This window comes from Candidatus Accumulibacter sp. ACC007 (assembly GCF_907163205.1).
GTDB lineage: Bacteria > Pseudomonadota > Gammaproteobacteria > Burkholderiales > Rhodocyclaceae > Accumulibacter > Accumulibacter regalis.
In genome coordinates, this window is sequence record NZ_CAJQUD010000001.1 from 184,365 (window position 1) to 199,942 (window position 15,578).

General features: G+C 59.6%; 14 protein-coding genes and 4 pseudogenes. 16 read left to right on the plus strand and 2 right to left on the minus strand.

The features are described 5' to 3' along the window. Positions 1-36: 36 nt before the first annotated feature. The 13 genes and pseudogenes from QZ634_RS00700 to lspA all read left to right on the plus strand — a co-directional run. Positions 37-414, plus strand: coding sequence for a hypothetical protein (locus QZ634_RS00700; protein WP_291984701.1), 378 nt, complete (start codon positions 37-39; stop codon positions 412-414). 32 nt (positions 415-446) lie between these two features. Continuing rightward, a complete protein-coding gene (locus tag QZ634_RS00705) occupies positions 447-1,574 on the plus strand; it encodes an NAD(P)-binding protein (protein ID WP_291984703.1) in 1,128 nt (375 codons plus the stop codon). A 97-nt stretch (positions 1,575-1,671) separates the two neighbouring features. After that, positions 1,672-1,857, plus strand: coding sequence for a YHS domain-containing protein (locus tag QZ634_RS00710; RefSeq protein WP_291984705.1), 186 nt, complete (start codon positions 1,672-1,674; stop codon positions 1,855-1,857). Positions 1,858-2,020: 163 nt separating this feature from the next. Next, the gene (locus tag QZ634_RS00715) at positions 2,021-2,671 is read left to right on the plus strand and encodes a methyltransferase domain-containing protein (protein WP_291984707.1); all 651 of its coding nucleotides are present in this window, start codon (positions 2,021-2,023) and stop codon (positions 2,669-2,671) included. A 240-nt stretch (positions 2,672-2,911) separates the two neighbouring features. After that, the gene (locus tag QZ634_RS00720; protein ID WP_291984709.1) at positions 2,912-3,628 is read left to right on the plus strand and encodes a DsbC family protein; all 717 of its coding nucleotides are present in this window, start codon (positions 2,912-2,914) and stop codon (positions 3,626-3,628) included. Positions 3,629-3,882: 254 nt separating this feature from the next. Further along, a complete protein-coding gene (locus QZ634_RS00725) occupies positions 3,883-4,956 on the plus strand; it encodes a phospholipase D-like domain-containing protein (protein WP_291984711.1) in 1,074 nt (357 codons plus the stop codon). A 320-nt stretch (positions 4,957-5,276) separates the two neighbouring features. Next, on the plus strand, positions 5,277-7,199 hold the full coding sequence (locus QZ634_RS00730) for an alpha/beta fold hydrolase (protein ID WP_291984713.1): 1,923 nt from the start codon (positions 5,277-5,279) through the stop codon (positions 7,197-7,199). Between the two features lie 5 nt (positions 7,200-7,204). Next, positions 7,205-7,840, plus strand: coding sequence for a ubiquinol-cytochrome c reductase iron-sulfur subunit (petA, locus tag QZ634_RS00735; RefSeq protein ID WP_291984715.1), 636 nt, complete (start codon positions 7,205-7,207; stop codon positions 7,838-7,840). A gap of 94 nt (positions 7,841-7,934) precedes the next feature. Beyond that, positions 7,935-8,591, plus strand: a pseudogene (locus tag QZ634_RS00740) (phosphatase PAP2 family protein); the annotation flags it as partial. 69 nt (positions 8,592-8,660) lie between these two features. Continuing rightward, positions 8,661-9,622: pseudogene (locus QZ634_RS00745) on the plus strand (IS3 family transposase); the annotation flags it as partial. Between the two features lie 212 nt (positions 9,623-9,834). Beyond that, positions 9,835-11,112 (plus strand): annotated as a pseudogene (locus QZ634_RS00750) (IS110 family transposase). 190 nt (positions 11,113-11,302) lie between these two features. Next, positions 11,303-11,734 (plus strand): IS200/IS605 family transposase, encoded by a 432-nt coding sequence (tnpA, locus tag QZ634_RS00755; RefSeq protein ID WP_291984717.1) that lies wholly within the window; start codon positions 11,303-11,305, stop codon positions 11,732-11,734. Between the two features lie 108 nt (positions 11,735-11,842). Then, positions 11,843-12,202: pseudogene (lspA, locus tag QZ634_RS00760) on the plus strand (signal peptidase II); the annotation flags it as partial. A 98-nt stretch (positions 12,203-12,300) separates the two neighbouring features. On the opposite strand, the gene QZ634_RS00765 reads toward lspA, so the two are convergent. Together QZ634_RS00765 and QZ634_RS00770 are read right to left on the minus strand one after the other, a co-directional pair. Continuing rightward, positions 12,301-12,900, minus strand: a complete 600-nt coding sequence (locus QZ634_RS00765) for a methyltransferase domain-containing protein (protein ID WP_291984719.1) — start codon at positions 12,898-12,900, stop codon at positions 12,301-12,303. 132 nt (positions 12,901-13,032) lie between these two features. Next, on the minus strand, positions 13,033-13,602 hold the full coding sequence (locus QZ634_RS00770; RefSeq protein WP_291984721.1) for a carboxymuconolactone decarboxylase family protein: 570 nt from the start codon (positions 13,600-13,602) through the stop codon (positions 13,033-13,035). A gap of 253 nt (positions 13,603-13,855) precedes the next feature. Between QZ634_RS00770 and QZ634_RS00775 the strand changes: the two genes are divergently transcribed. From QZ634_RS00775 to QZ634_RS00785, 3 genes are all read left to right on the plus strand, one after another. Continuing rightward, positions 13,856-14,248, plus strand: coding sequence for a CzcE family metal-binding protein (locus QZ634_RS00775; RefSeq protein ID WP_291984724.1), 393 nt, complete (start codon positions 13,856-13,858; stop codon positions 14,246-14,248). A 124-nt stretch (positions 14,249-14,372) separates the two neighbouring features. Further along, the gene (gene copK, locus QZ634_RS00780; protein WP_291984726.1) at positions 14,373-14,657 is read left to right on the plus strand and encodes a periplasmic Cu(I)/Cu(II)-binding protein CopK; all 285 of its coding nucleotides are present in this window, start codon (positions 14,373-14,375) and stop codon (positions 14,655-14,657) included. A 486-nt stretch (positions 14,658-15,143) separates the two neighbouring features. After that, positions 15,144-15,545, plus strand: a complete 402-nt coding sequence (locus QZ634_RS00785) for a copper-binding protein (RefSeq protein ID WP_366145346.1) — start codon at positions 15,144-15,146, stop codon at positions 15,543-15,545. Positions 15,546-15,578: the final 33 nt, after the last annotated feature.

A 15,578-nucleotide genomic window follows, 5' to 3' on the forward strand; every position in this document is an offset into this window, starting at 1 on the left:
GCATTTGCCATCGGAAACAATGCAAAGGAGAAACACATGGAATGGATAACTCAAAACTGGTTGTTGATTGCGGGTGGCATCGGCATCTTCATGCTCATGCGTTGGGGGGGGATGGGCTGCGGCGGCCACAGTGGCGGAAATCATCATCGCGGCGCAGGTGACGGGGGGCAGCATGATGACAAAGCCCACGGCAGTCATGGCGGCGCAGCGGCCGAAGCGACGCTACCCGCCACAGACCCGGTCAGCGGTCGCTCGGTGGATCCGCTCCAGGCCATCGCGTCGATCTATCGCGGAACCCCCGTCTATTTTGAGTCGCGCGAAAACCGTGATCGCTTTGAAGCGTCGCCCGACCAGTATCCGACCGTGCAGGCGGCAAAGCCGGCAGAACCCGGTCGCCGGCATGGCTGCTGCTGAACGAGGCGCTCTTCGGCAACCAGCAATCGCGAATGCTACTTGACGAAAACGACCCGCGAATGACAGAGAACGCAACATCCAGAAGGATTGCCGCGACGAACAAGGAGTTCGCGCCAATCGAGATCGTGGGCGCCGGACCCGCCGGTCTGGCTGCCGCGATCACGCTTGCGCGGGGCGGCAGGAAGGTCGTGCTGCATGAGGCTCAGCGTGAGGTCGGCCATCGCTTCCAAGGTGATCTCCAGGGCCTTGAGAACTGGTCTGGTAAGCGCGACGTCCTCGATGTCCTGCGGGCTGCTGGCATTACGACCGATTTCGCAATGACGCCGTGCACCCACGGTATCGGCTTCGATGCCTGGGACCGCCGCTACCCTCTGCGCAGTTCAGCGCCGATCTTGTATCTCGTGGAGCGCGGCCCGGGCCGCGGCAGCCTCGACCGGGCGCTACTCGATCAGGCCCTCTCGCTGGGGGTCGAGCTGCGTTTCGGCAGCCGCAAGGACCAATTGCACGGCACGGGTATCCTGGCCACCGGTCCGCGCACGGCCAGCGCCATCGCGGTCGGGTACCACTTCGAGACATCCTTGGCAAACGGCTTTTGGGTGATCCTCGACGATGCACTCGCGCCGGGTGGCTACGCCTATCTGCTGGTGATGGGCGGCCGTGGCACGGTCAAAAGCTGCATGTTCAAGGGTTTTGCCGAACAACGCACTTACGTCCAGCGCACCGTCGACCGCTTCCGCGGTCTGCTCGGTTTCGCGATGCAGGATGCGCGTTTCCACGGCGGCGCGGGCAATTTCTTCGTGCCGACAACGGCTCGCCGTGGCCGCCACCTGGTGGCCGGCGAGCAGGCAGGATTTCAGGACGCGTTTGCCGGTTTCGGCATGCGATACGCGATCCTGTCGGGCGTGATGGCAGCGCGCAGCATGCTGGAACACACCGACTACGACGCCTCATGGCAGCGTGAGATGAAGGGCCCGATCGACACTGGCGCATTGAATCGTGCGATCTACGACCGCCTCGGCAACCATGGCTATCGCTGGCTGCTGCGCGCACAGGCGCGGATCAGCGACACCACGACGTTCCTGCGCTGGCTCTATGGCCCATCGCACCTGCGACGCCTGCTACGGCCCTGGGCCCAGCGGCGCCTGCTAGATGCCGGCTAACCGCCTCGACCGCGCGACACGCTAACACAGCAGCATCGCCACAACACGCAAGTTATGGCGGCTTCAGACACCCATTTCAACGCAACGCAAGGAGAAGATGATGAACAGGAATGACAGCAAAGCAGTACAAAGAAAGCGCGAAGACCGCGATCCAGTCTGCGGCCAGCGCATCAACCGCAACAAGGCGCACATCACCATTCAGTACAAAGGCAATGAATACCTGCTTTGCTGCCCAATCTGTCAGGCGGAGTTCGAGCGCGATCCGGAGCGCTATCTGCAGTGAGCGTCGATGGTGGCGCGATCTCGGTACGGGCTTGTTCAGGCAACAGGACCGATGTGCAGCCGGCGCCACTTGCTTTCCGAGTGTCCGCTGCTTGCGCGTTCTCGGCCGTCGCGCCACCTGTCTGGTACCGCCGAGCCGGGCACCGGACCAGCTGGAAGCTGCGATGACGCTCAACAAAGGTGAAACTCGGGATCTCTATCGCCGACGCGCGAAACGATATGACTTGTCAATCCAGCTTTATCGGCTTTTTGGATTCGCGATGGACCAGTACCGACAGGACGCGATATTGGCACTTGGCCTTGCTCCTGGAGATCATGTCGTTGAACTGGGCTGCGGGACCGGTCTCAATTTCGAGTACGTGCAGCGGATCATCGGTCCCGAGGGAAAGATTGTTGCTGTGGACCTCACCGATGCGATGCTGGATGTCGCCAGATGTCGAGTCGCCAGAGAGCACTGGACGAACGTGGAGATCGTGCAGGCTGACGTTGCCAAATGGCAGTTTCCCGTCGGTGTCTCGGCTGTGTATTCAACGTTTGCAATTACCTTGGTCCCCGAGTACGACGCGATCATCGAGAGGGCGAGCCGTGCACTGAGGCCGGGGGGAAGTCTGGCGGTCCTGGATATGAAGAAACCTGACCATTGGGCGACATGGCTGGTCAAGCTTGCGGTGTGGCTGAACAAACCATTCGGCGTGAGCCTGGATTTGGCTGATCGCCATCCCTGGGATTCCATCGAACGGTATTTGAGGAAAACCGATTACAGGGAATACTACTTTGGCGCCATCTATGTCTGTGCGGGTAGAAAAGACGCTTGAGACAGACCTTGGCAAAACACACGGCACATTGCGCATCTTTCGCGGAGCGAGGCGTAAGGGGAGGGTGGAGGCTGGTCCGCTGACGCCGCGGTCAGAGGAGGTCGCCCACACCCTGAAATCGACATTCCCTGATTGCCGGGGTTGGCTGATGAATGCTGTATCAGTGTCGAGAAGCGCAGTAGTACGCTACGCGATCGATGCTTTTGGAAACACCAACCCAGCAAAGCCGGAGAAAAGAAGATGTACAAGAAGCTCGTATCGCTCGCCCTTGCGGCTACGTTCAGCTTGCCGACACTCGCCGACGAAGCCACCGTGAAGAAGGCGGTCGAAGCCAAACTCGGAGGCGTGGTGACCAGTGTTACCAGGACCCCCTATCTAGGGCTCTATGAAGTCTACGCCAATGGCCGGGAGGTCATTTACACCGACGAGAAAGTCTCGGTGCTGCTCGTCGGCTCGCTGATTGATGGCAAGACGATGAAGAACGTAACCGCCGAGCGAAAGCAGAAACTCAGCGCGATAAAGTTCTCTGACTTGCCTCTGGCGCTCGCCGTCAAGCAGGTGCGCGGTGATGGCAAGCGTGTTTTTGCGACCTTCGAGGACCCGAACTGCGGCTACTGCAAGCGCTTGGCCAAGGAAACCGCCAAGCTGGAAAACGTGACCATCTACACTTTCCTCTACCCGATCCTCTCGCCAGATTCTCTCGAGAAGTCCAATCAGATCTGGTGTTCCTCTGATCGGGCGAAGGCGTGGAACGAGTGGATGATCGATGGCAAGCCGCCGGCAGGCAAGGGCGATTGCGATACCACGGCAGTCAAGGAAAGCATTGAGATGGGCCGCAAGCTGGCGATCAGCGGCACGCCGACGATTTTCTTTGCGGACGGCGAGCGAATTGCCGGCGCTATCCCGCAGGCCAAGATCGAGCAAAAGCTCGCCGAGGTTCGAGCTCCGGTCGAGTAGGTGGCGGTAGGACCCGCGAAGGCGAGCAGCGCGCCGACGATGGAATTCGCGAGAGCCTGCTGCTTGCTGGCGTGGCGGTCGATATTTCTCAGGCTCCAGATCGAGAACCACATTGACTGTGTGACGAGCAGCAACATCGCCGTTATGGCGACACTCGGGAAGCCGTACTCATACAAGCCGCGGAAGCCATGAGCCCGAATTCCCGCGCTCTCGCCCCGTGCGCTTGCGACGCTGATTCTGCCGGCGACGTTTCAGTGCCGCTGTCCGCCCCAATGGAGATTGGGCTGTTCACCGAAGGCGATGCTCTCTACGCGGCAATGCTCGCGTCGATCAAGTGCGCCTGCCGGGTCGTACGCATGGAAAGCTACATCTTTGCGGGCGACGAGATCGGTTGGGAGTTCGCTGTGGCTTTGGCCGAGCGCGCGCAGGCGGGTGTAAAGGTGCGGCTGCATCTGGATGCAGCGGGTGCGGTCGGCGAGTCAACACTGCCGCTCGTGCAGTACGTCCTTAAGCAGGGCGTGCAAGTGCGCTGGTTTCACTGTTGGAACTGGCTCCGGCCGCTGCGCTACAACCGTCGTAACCATCGCAAGCTGTTGGTGGTCGACGAGCGTCTCGCCTATGTCGGGGGCTTCAACGTTCACCGGGAGAGCTCGCGGCGTTTCTACGGTGAGACGAGATGGCGCGATACCCATGCCTCGATCTCGGGAGCGCTCGTGCTTGAGGCGGCGGGCCTTTTTGACGCCTTCTGGGGCGGCCAGCGCCGCTGGGCACCGACACATGGCGGTGGCGCCAGCCTGATCTCGAATCACACTGGTACCTGTAGACACCGTATTCGCTGCCTCTACTCGCAGGCCTTCTCCGGAGCGCGTGAGCACATCTATCTGACTACCCCCTATTTCGTTCCCGACCTGCTCATGCAACAGCGCCTGATGATGGCGGCACGACGTGGTGTCGACGTGCAGCTACTCGTCCCGTTGCGCAACGACGTCCCGCTGGTGCGCTGGGCAGCGCGGGCGTTTTACGCCGCGTTGATCGCCGCCGGGGTGCGGGTCTACGAGTACCAGCCGCGCATGCTGCATGCGAAAACGCTCACGATCGACGGGCAGTGGGCCGCACTTGGCACCGCAAATTTTGATTACCGGAGCTTCTTCCTGAACTACGAGCTGGTCTTGGCTGTGGACGAGCCTGACGTTTGTACCCTGCTCGAACGACAGTTTCTCGATGATCTGTCCCAATCGCTAGCGGTCACGGCCGGAAGCTGGGCTCGGCGACGTTGGCCGCAGCGCGTGTTGGAGTGGGTCGGCTGGATAGCGCGTCGCTGGCTGTGAACGGCGGCCGGCATCCGTCAGCCGGACTGCTTGAAGCTTGCACTCATTTATTTTGATCAATGGCCAGGATTTGGCTTGACCTCGTAGGTACACACAGGTCTAGATTGACATACAACTTCTCTTGACAACTGTACGCCATGGCATATACGGCGTCGGTTGCTCGGGCGTATGTTCTTCGCCGCAGCGACGATATCGGGGTTGCGCGCGACGACAAATACAACACAGGAGCGCTTCGGTATCGATGGGCGCACTTCCATCCAGTTGAGGTCTTCTAGGTCGCCGGCTGACAAACGCTCCAGCATTGAACAGAGGAAAAAATCATGATCAACAAGCACGAAGAAATCCCCGCGCCACCGGCCAAGGGGCGCGCCATAGCGAGAACGTCGCGCCAGGAAAAACCGGGCCAGGCGCCGATAGCGACGACCGAGATCACGTCAGCCGCCAACGCTGACAAGTCGACCGCGAACCCACTACCGCGCACGGCGTTCGCTCGCCGCCTCAGCGATCGCCACTCGCTCGACTCCGACGCGCTGGAAGACATCGACCGCATGACCAATATCGCGCTCGGCAAACTGAGTGGCGGTATTTCGCCAGCGTCGCTGGCCATGGCCTACCTCGACTGGATGGTGCACCTTGGCTCCTCACCCGGGAAACAGTTTCAACTGGCCGCCAAGGCGACGCGCAAAGCGATGCGCCTGGGCAGCTACGCCCTGACGTCGGCGATCACCGGCAACGCCGAGCCGTGCATCGAACCCCTGCACGGCGATCACCGTTTCGACCATCCCGGCTGGCAACGGTTTCCCTACAACGTCATCTACCAGGGTTTCCTGCTCAATCAGCAGTGGTGGTACAACGCGACCACCGACGTGCGAGGGATTTCCAAGCACAGTCAGGCCGCTGTTTCGTTCACTGCCCGCCAGATTCTCGACATGACGGCGCCGTGCAACATCCCCTTCCTGAACCCCGAGATTGCCGAAGCGACGATCAACGAACGCGGCGCCAATCTGGCGCGCGGCGCCACCAACTATCGCGAAGACATCAAGCGCTCGCTGCGCGACGAGCCGCCCGCCGGGGCTGAAGCCTTCCGCGTCGGCGAGAACCTCGCCATCACACCTGGCAAGGTGGTCTACCGCAATCACCTGATCGAGCTGATTCAATATTCGCCGGCTACCGACACCGTCCAGCGTGAACCGGTGCTGATGCAATCGGCGTGGATGATGAAGTACTACATCCTCGACCTCTCGCCGCACAACTCGCTGGTCAAGTATCTCGTCGATCGTGGCCATACGGTGTACATGGTCTCCTGGCTTAACCCGGGTCCGGAACACCGTAATCTGGGCATGGAGGATTACCGCAAACACGGCACGCTGGCCGCTGTCGAGGTCATCTCAGAGATGCAACCCGGGCGCAAGATCCACGCCGCCGGTTATTGCCTGGGCGGCATTCTGCTCACCATCACGGCGGCGGCAATGGCGAGAGACGGCGACCACCGTCTGGCCAGCGTAACCCTGTTCACCACCATGACCGACTTTACCGAAGTCGGCGAGATCAACGTCTTCATGGACGCCAGCGAAGTGACGCTGCTCGAAGACATGATGTGGCAGAAAGGCTACCTCGACCACAAACAGGTCTCGGGCGGTTTTCAGGTGCTGAAATCTGCCGACCTGATCTGGTCGAAGATGGTCCGCGAGTACTACCTCGGGCATCGCGAACCGATGTTCGACCTGATGGCCTGGAACGCCGACGGCACGCGCATGCCGTATCGCCAGCACTCCGAGCTGCTGCGCCGGCTGTACGTGGACAACGAGCTCTTCGAGGGCAAGTACATGGTCGAAGGCCGCGCCATCTCGATCAGCGACATCCACTGTCCGATCTTCGCCGTGGCCGCCGTGACTGACCACGTCGCCCCCTGGCACTCGGTCTACAAACTGCACCTGCAAAGCGACGCCACCGAGCTGACTTTTGTCCTGACCAGCGGCGGTCACAACGTCGGCATCGTCAACGAACCCGGCCACCCGCGTCGCTCTTACCAGCTCAGCGTGTGCCACGAAGGGGACCGCTGCATCGATCCCGAAACCTGGAAGGAAAAGACGCCGACCTCGCAGGGATCCTGGTGGCCGGTCTGGCAACAATGGCTAGAAGCGCACTCTTCGGGCAGCGAAGCGCCGCCACTGATGGGCGCGCCCGAGAAGGGCTACGCGCCGCTTTGCGACAGTCCGGGAACCTATGTATTAAAGGAGTGACCAGCATGACTTGCGATGACTCACCAGTACTGCAAGGCGTCGATCCGCCTGACGCAGCGCACGAGCAACCAGACCTCACACGGCGACGCGTTCTGGTCGCGGCGACGACAGCCTTGGGCGGGGTCGGCATTGCCGCGGCCACGGTACCGTTTATCAGCAGCATGTTGCCCAGCGAAAGAGCCAAAGCAGCCGGCGCCCCGGTCGAGGTGGATTCCAGCAAGCTCGAACCCGGCACCTTGCTGACGGTGGGATGGCAGGGTAAGCCGATCTGGATTTTGCGTCGTACCGACGAGATGTTGCGGCTGTTGGGAACAGATGACCAGCGCTTGCGCGATCCCCAGTCGGAAGAGCCGCAGCAGCCTGCATACTGCAAGAATCCGTCGCGCGCAATCAAGCCCGAGTACCTCGTCGCGGTGGGGCTCTGCACGCACCTGGGTTGCATCCCGACTTTTCGCCCAGACATCGCGCCTGACGATCTTGGCCCAGAGTGGCGCGGCGGCTTTTATTGCCCGTGTCACGGCTCAAAGTTCGATCTCGCGGGAAGAGTGTACAAGGATGTTCCGGCGCCGACCAACCTGGTCATTCCGCGTTACACCTATTCGAGTGACGTTCAGATCATCATCGGCACCGACGTTGGATAAGGACTCGGACGCAAAAACCATGCAATGGCTCTGCAACGTGCCGCGTGCGGAACATGGCGGAGAGAAAACAAGGATTCCCCATGGTTAGCGGTCGATGATCGCTAACACCGCGTTGTTCCAAGCCATCAGTGTGGGAACACCAGCCGCACTTGGGTCGCTGGCGTGGTTCTTCAGTCTCACTGGCAGCTACTGGACAGCGCCCCTGATTCTCTTGGGTCTGTGGTGGTGGTCGAACTCGGCCACCGATCCAGCGCGTGCCCGTGCCGGGCGACTCCAGTTCGCTGGCTTTGGCATGGCCTTCATGCGGGCTATTCTGGCGGCCATCATCATGAAGCTGTGGCTCGATTTCCCGCGCCCGCCCGTCATCCTCGGCGACCTGGTGCGTGTCCTCGGTGAGATTGAGCAGCACTACAGCCTACCCAGTGGGCATGCCACGTACTCGGCATTGGTTGTCGGCGCACTCTGGCCCTTGGTTGGACGCTATGGCCGTATCGGTTTGATCCTTTACGTCGGCTTAGTCGGCTGGTCGCGCATCGCCACCGGGAGGCATTTCCCGGTCGAGGTGCTGGCGGGTTGGGGTCTCGGATGGGGCTGTACTGCTCTTGCCAGATGGCTTATATCGCTGGCTGTGCCGGCATGGCACACGGCGTGTCGCATATCAGCTTTCGTCTGGTATGGAGTGGCCGCCTGCATCATCATGGTCGATCAGCTCGCAAAACTAGCCATCAACCACACGCTTGCTCATGGCGAACTGAGCTTCCCCCGAAATTTCGTCTGCCAAGGGTGACCTAGAATGGACGTCACTTTTGGAAGGCAGGCAATGAAGATACCGAAACAGGCATACACGATCGAGTTCAAGGAACTGGCGGTCAAGCGGATCAAGGCTGGGCAAAGCGTAGGCACGGTTTGCAAGGAACTCGGGCTGAGCGACCAGACCGTTCGCAACTGGGTCAAAGCGGCGGCAGAAGGCAAGCTGAACGGTGCGGGCAGCAAGGTGGTGACACCGGAGGAAATGGAGTTATCAAGGCTGCGCGCCGAGAATCTCCGGCTCAGGCGGGAGAACGAAATCCTAAAAAAAGCGACGGCGTACTTCGCAAGGGATGTGCTGTGAAGTACGCCTGGATTGCCCAACAGGGCAAGTCGTTTCTGCTCAGCGAATTGTGCGATGTGCTTGAAGTCAGCATCAGTGGCTATCGGGCCTGGAAACGTGGCGGCAAGCCCGATCGCAAGCGATTGACCGACAGCCAGATGCTGGCGCTCATCCGGGCCATTCATGCCGAACTCAAAGGCGCCTACGGCAGTCCGCGCATGGTGCGCGAACTGCGCGCAAGAGCTTTCTCGGCCAGCAAGGAACGGGTCGAACGGCTGATGCGCGACAACGGCATCCATGCCCGCCACAAGCGGCGCTACAAGGTCACGACAGACTCGAAGCACAGCTTGCCGGTGGCCGAGAACCTGCTCGCCAGAAACTTCACGCCGACGGCGCCGAATCAGGTCTGGGCCTCTGACATCACCTACCTGTGGACGGATGAAGGCTGGTTGTACCTGGCCATCACGCTCGACCTGTTCAACCGTGAAGTTGTCGGCTGGTCGCTGAAGCCGCGCATGACGGCGGACATCGTGACCGATGCGCTGACCATGGCCTGGTTCAGGAAGCGTCCGGCGGCGGGGCTGCTGCACCACTCTGATCGGGGCAGCCAGTACGCAAGTCACGCGTTTCAGGACAAGCTCAAGGCGTTCGGCATGGCTTGCTCGATGAGCCGGAAAGGCAACTGCTGGGATACTCAGTGCAGAATACTCTTCGAACGCCGGCCTGATCTGACTCATGCTGGGATTGGCCACGCTGCCTTTGCGTTGACCTGTCGATCGGGTTTCGGTGTTCCCCGAGCATTGCCGGGCCCAGCTCTAGTGACCTGATAGGAGCCTTGTATTGCACCGTGAGTGTCCTGTCCTGGGAATGGGGTTGGCGATGCGCCACCACATCGGAGATACGCATGGAACAGGACGAAGTCATCTTGGGTGTCGACACGCATCTCGACGCGCATGTCGGTGTCGTGATCAGCGCCACGGGAATGCTGCTTGGAACATTGTCAGCACTTGCCAATACGGCTGGGTATCTCGATTTGCTGTCATGGGCGAATCGCTTCGGTCGTCTGTGCAGGGCGGGGGTTGAAGGGACCGGTACCTATGGGGCGGGATTGACTCACCTGCTACAGGACCATGGTGTCGAAGTGCTGGAGGTCAACCGGCCCGACCGCGCATCACGTCGGTCGCGAGGGAAATCTGATCCGACCGATGCGGAAAACGCCGCACGTGCAGTTCTCTCTGGACGTGCAACTGCCATTCCAAAAGAGCACTCGGGACCTGCCGAAGCGATGCGCGCTGTCTCTGTTGCTAGGCGTAGCGCAGTCAAGGCAAAGACTCAGGCAATCAATCAGTTGCGAGCCTTGCTTGTCAGTTCGCCACAGGAACTCCGTGAGCATCTCCTGAAAGCAAAAACGTCCGAGTGTGTTCGGCGCTGTGCCCGACTTCGCCCTCCGGGCAGGACGGCCGTGCACGAAGCGCTGACAGTAACACTGCGTTTGTTGGCTAAACGCTGGCTGGCACTGGAAGCAGAGCTCAAGACACTTGATGCAATGCTCGAGCGGCTGACCAGTCAGCACGCCAAACGTCTTCGTGGACAATTTGGTGTCGGACCTCAAACAGCCGCAGTACTGGTTGCCGTTGCCGGCGACAATCCCGAGCGGTTGAGGAATGAGGCTGCGCTGGCCGCGTTGTGCGGCACCAGCCCTTTGCAGGCGTCCTCCGGAAAAACCGTTCGGCATCGCTTGAACCGCGGCGGCGACCGCTCGGCCAACAATGCCTTATGGACCATTTCCATGGTTCGCATGCGCAGTGAACCGCGAACTCGGGCGTATGTTGAACGGCGGACGAGAGAAGGCATGTCAAACAAAGAAATCCATCGCTGTCTGAAGCGCTATATCGTCCGGGAACTGTACCCTCTCATCTTGAACGATCTGGCCGATTCGAAGCGTGGTTCTTGACATAGGAGCGTCAATGCGCCGACAGAGAGCTGGTTCAACAGCTTCAAGAACGAGCGGGTGCATGGGTTTCGCTATCTCACCCACGCCGAGATCAAAGCTGCCACCTTTGAATACATCGAGGTCTTCTACAACCGGAAACGGCAGCACTCGACCCTCGGGTACCGGTCGCCTGTTCAGTTTCTGGAGAACTGGATCAGAGAGCAGCATCAGAAGAAACTGGTAGCATGAACCACACCCTTTGGCAGACGAAAAACCGAGGGAACCTCAAACAGGTCGAAGTCACCCCGTTTTTCAACCTAGCCTACCAAAGGAGACCCCCCGGCTTTGCCGGGGTGGCAGTAGAAGTTTGACAGTATAGGGAGTCCATCGAAGAAACTCTCCGTCGTGAGCCGCCAAGCACACGAAAGGGAATTTCACGATGGACGAGTTTGAAAGCCTAAGTCACACGAAGTGGGAGTGCAAATACCACGTAGTCTTTATTCCGAAATGCCGCAGGAGGACGTTGTACGAGCAACTCAGGAAACACCTTGGCGAGGTTTTTCGCCGGCTGGCGCTTCAGAAGGAGAGCCGGATTGAAGAGGGTCACCTGATGCCGGATCACGTTCACATGATGATCGCGATACCGCCGAAGTACGCTGTGTCTCAGGTGGTTGGGTATATCAAGGGCAAGAGCGCGATTCACTTGGCGCGGGTCTATGGAGAGCGCAAGCGCAACTTCGTGGGCCAGCACTTCTGGGCGCGAGGGTACTTTGTTTCGACGGTCGGCAGAGACGAAGCCGTAATCCGGGAGTACATCAAGAACCAGGAGCATGAGGATCAGCGCCTGGAGCAGATGAACCTGTGGCGCTGATTGGCCACTGCCGGTGGCTCAACGAATCGGGGCCGCGTTAGCGACCCCGAATTGCCGCTTTGAGCGGCTCACAAACTAAAGCCCCCGGCTTTGCCGGGGGATACTTACCTCTATGTACTAAATTCGGGGGCTGCGTTCAGTGTTCTAGCGAACGCGAGCGGTTGGCAACGCTACTTCTTCATCGCCATCGGCTTGGCCATTTCAGCTTGGCTAGTGCGCATTTTGCGGCAGCACCTGCCCCGCCTCGAAGCGCTGGGCTATAGCCTGATCCTCGGCGGAGCGCTTGGGAACATCACGGATCGCGTATTCCGTGGGCAGGTCGTGGATTTCCTCGATTTCTATTGGCTCCACACACACTTTCCTGCCTTCAACCTTGCCGATGTAGCCATCGCGTTGGGAGCCGCCTTGCTCATTGCGGAAGCACAGAACAAAAGCGCGATAGAGGGGGCAAAGTCAAGTACGACTTAGAGCCGTTGTCTTGCCACGACTCCTCTCTGTGGTGTCTTGGTCCTTCGATGCCATCTCAAATCGCCTTTGCGTTGGATCACTGAAACAAGGGAACGGCGTCAGGCTTTCTTAAAAATTGCCCCGTAGTGGTAGGGCGGCAGATTGACCAGCCCTTCCAGTTGGAAGCCAGCCGGTTTAACTACCGCGCGGGTGTCCTCTGCAGAGATGCGAAGTTCCGTGCGTGGCCCGCGAGGCAGGCCCAGCACAGGCGTCTCTTCGCGTGTGATGCGACACCAATTGACGATTGCGAAGCGACCGGCGGGCAGGAGGATGGCGGCGATTTCCTTGGCCAGTGCGGTCTTGTCCGGCACGCCGTGGAAAGTGTTTGCCATCCAGACATAGTCTACCGGGCTGGCTATCAACCGACTTAAGTCCATCGCATCGCCGAGTAGCCAGTCACAGTTCGACATCCCGTCGCAAGCGCCTTTCGCTTGCTCCAGCATTGCCGGGTCAAGGTCGACCCCGATGACGCGGCCTGGGCCAAGCCGGCGCGCGATGGCGGCGGTGAAATAGCCGTCGCCACAACCCAAATCGACAACAGTCATCCCGGATTCGACACCCAGATCCCTGACGATGCCATCGGGGTCGGGCCACAAGGCATGCCACCAGTTCTTGTCCGGCATCCCCGTAGCTTGAAACAAACGGTCATGAGGCTTCATTTGAGGATTTCTTTGCTATTCGAGATCATGAGCATTTACGCGGTGCTGCAGAAATGGCCAAGCCGATGAAGGCCGCAAGCGCGGACAGGCTGTGCCGCTGCTCACGCTTTCTTCGTCATTCTGCGTGCCTCTCTAATCGTCCGACCTCGCCGGTTTCGCATCCACTGCGCAGAATCCCTGGGGTTCAACGCCAAGTGCCGCATTGAATTTACTCGACATGTTCTGGAACGCCACGAGCGCGGTCAGCTCGATGATTGCATCATCGTTGAAATGTGCACGCAGGCGAGCGAAGTGTTTCGCTGTCGTCTGCCGGTTAGACCACGTCATCGCCTCGGCATAGGCGAGCGCAGCTTTTTCTTGCTCAGAGAACTTCGTGCTGTCCTCGTAAACCGGGAGCTCGGCAAGCTTCCCCGAATCCACGCCGCGTTTCAGCACGGTCGCAGAATTGATATCGACGCAGAAGGCACACCAATTGATCTGTGACACTCGCACGGTCACCAGGGATCGCAAGGCGGGCGCCAACGGCGATGCCCGCCGATCGAGCGCGCCATAGAGCGTGGCAAGGGCGGCAAAAACCTTTGGGGTACGGCCCGATAGCCTTGCCGGCTCAAGCACCGAGCCATATCGACGCCGCTGGTTCCAGAAGAACAACCTGACGTACCAGGGAAATCGATGACCCCTGGATGTGTCAACGAAAATCATGCGCTTTTCTCCATGTGTACGCCGGAAAAACTCTGACTACTCCGGCATGGTTGGCACCGAGAAGTCGTGGGCAGGGCACGCGACCGCGGATGCGATGCTTGCCTCCCGCCGCACACATGAGCCTTGGTTACAGTCATCTGACCAAATCGTAACTCGCCAGTCAGCATTCTGTTGGCATGCGTCTTCTAAGATGGCATCAGCGTCGGATGAGGACTGTCCGGCGCATTCAACCCCATCTCACGAGGAAAACATCATGACCTACAAACTCGCCAAACTGGCCCTGATAGTGGCTGCGAGTGCTACCGGTGCAACGACCGCGTTTGCTCACCAAGACTACTCCGAAGCACAGACCGCACACTGGATTTCGCACGTCTCGGAAGCCGGTGGCCAGCCAACTGCCACGCAGCTCTCCCCCTATGGTTACGCGTCACCCGGAGTCGCCACACGGGAGATCAAGATCGATAGTGGTACCAGGTTCTTGAACGTCAAGCAGCTGGAAACTGTGCGCATCGACGCCGGTGGCAAGAGCACCATCTGGACATTCGATACGCTCGGGACCACGCCGTTTCCGCTTTCAAACGTCGTTGCCGGCGCCGATGGTGTGACGGTGTATGTGAGCGAAAGTCCGGATCGCCTGGGCAGCTGACACAGGTCCAGGAGCAAGAAAACCAACCGGGGATGATGCACATTTCATCGCCCGGAGGCACTACCCGAAGTGGCTCGAGAAACATCTCTGCAATCTTTATTGAACTAACTCCAGGAGAAAGAAAATGTTGAAAAATCTGTTAATGGCCGTCGCACTGACTGGCGTTGCTGTAGCCGCCAACGCCGACGATGCTGCTCGTGCGCAAGCTGAAAAGGTGATCTCGATGAAGGACGGCTCGACGGTCTTCATCTTCAAGGGTGGCAAGATGGCCATGGAAGACAAATACGGTCGCGCCACGCGCATGGACGAGGGCCAGGTGATGGAAACCACGGATGGCCAGAAGATTATCATGCACGGCGACGAGGTCAGTCGCCTCAGCTCACTTCTCAAGGACCATAAAGGCCCTTGAGCGACAGCTGAACCTTTCGAAGCCTTGTCGCCCATTCTGACGACACGCGACATCAGACCAAACGAACGCTGCTCGTAGCAAATGGGATCGACATGATCTGCAGGCTTCTTGATCAGAGAGCTTAGGCCACTCGTTCCGCGCCTGTTCGCACGAGCACTTCGGTCGTGGCGGCGCAGCGGGGAGCGTACACAAGCCCGTAACTATATAAAGGCGCTGCGGATATCTGGCGAAGGCCAGATACCGCGGCGTCTTCCGCTTGGACAAAGCCGGTAGAGGCACTAAGCGGCGTACCAGCACAAGCGAAGGCGGACCAGGAACGGAGGCTCAGCGCGAAGATCCGCAGGAAGCCGGCCCGCTGACGTGCATGACTGGGCTCAATGGTGGAGCAGCATTACACGAATGTAATCTATAGGTCAGCTTGTTGAGCGGATGCAATAGGTATTATTTGCGGCCTTGGCCACCGTGAATGCAGTTGCTGTGACATGTTTGCGCAAGACTGAAACTCAGAGCCTATCGACCTCCGATCATCTACCCACAGGATCCGCCATGAAACCTTTGTTTCCCGTCATTTCCCTGCTTGCCCTGGCCCTTTCCAGCCCAGTGTTTGCCGCCGCTGAACACGATTCTCATCATCCGGCGGGCAGCGCCGCAGCTAGCGTCAAGGCGGCGGCATCTGAAGGCACCGTGAAGAAAATAGACAAAGCGGCCGGCAAGATCACCATCAAGCATGGCCCGCTGGCCAATCTCGGGATGCCACCAATGACCATGGCCTTCCGTGTCAGTGATCCGACGTTGCTCGACAAGGTCAAGGCGGGCGAGAAGGTGAGCTTCACTGCGGATAACGTCGGCGACGCCTTGACGGTCACCGCACTCGAACCTGCGAAGTAGTTTCCTTTCTCCCCTACGGGAGCCGCGCGCTTC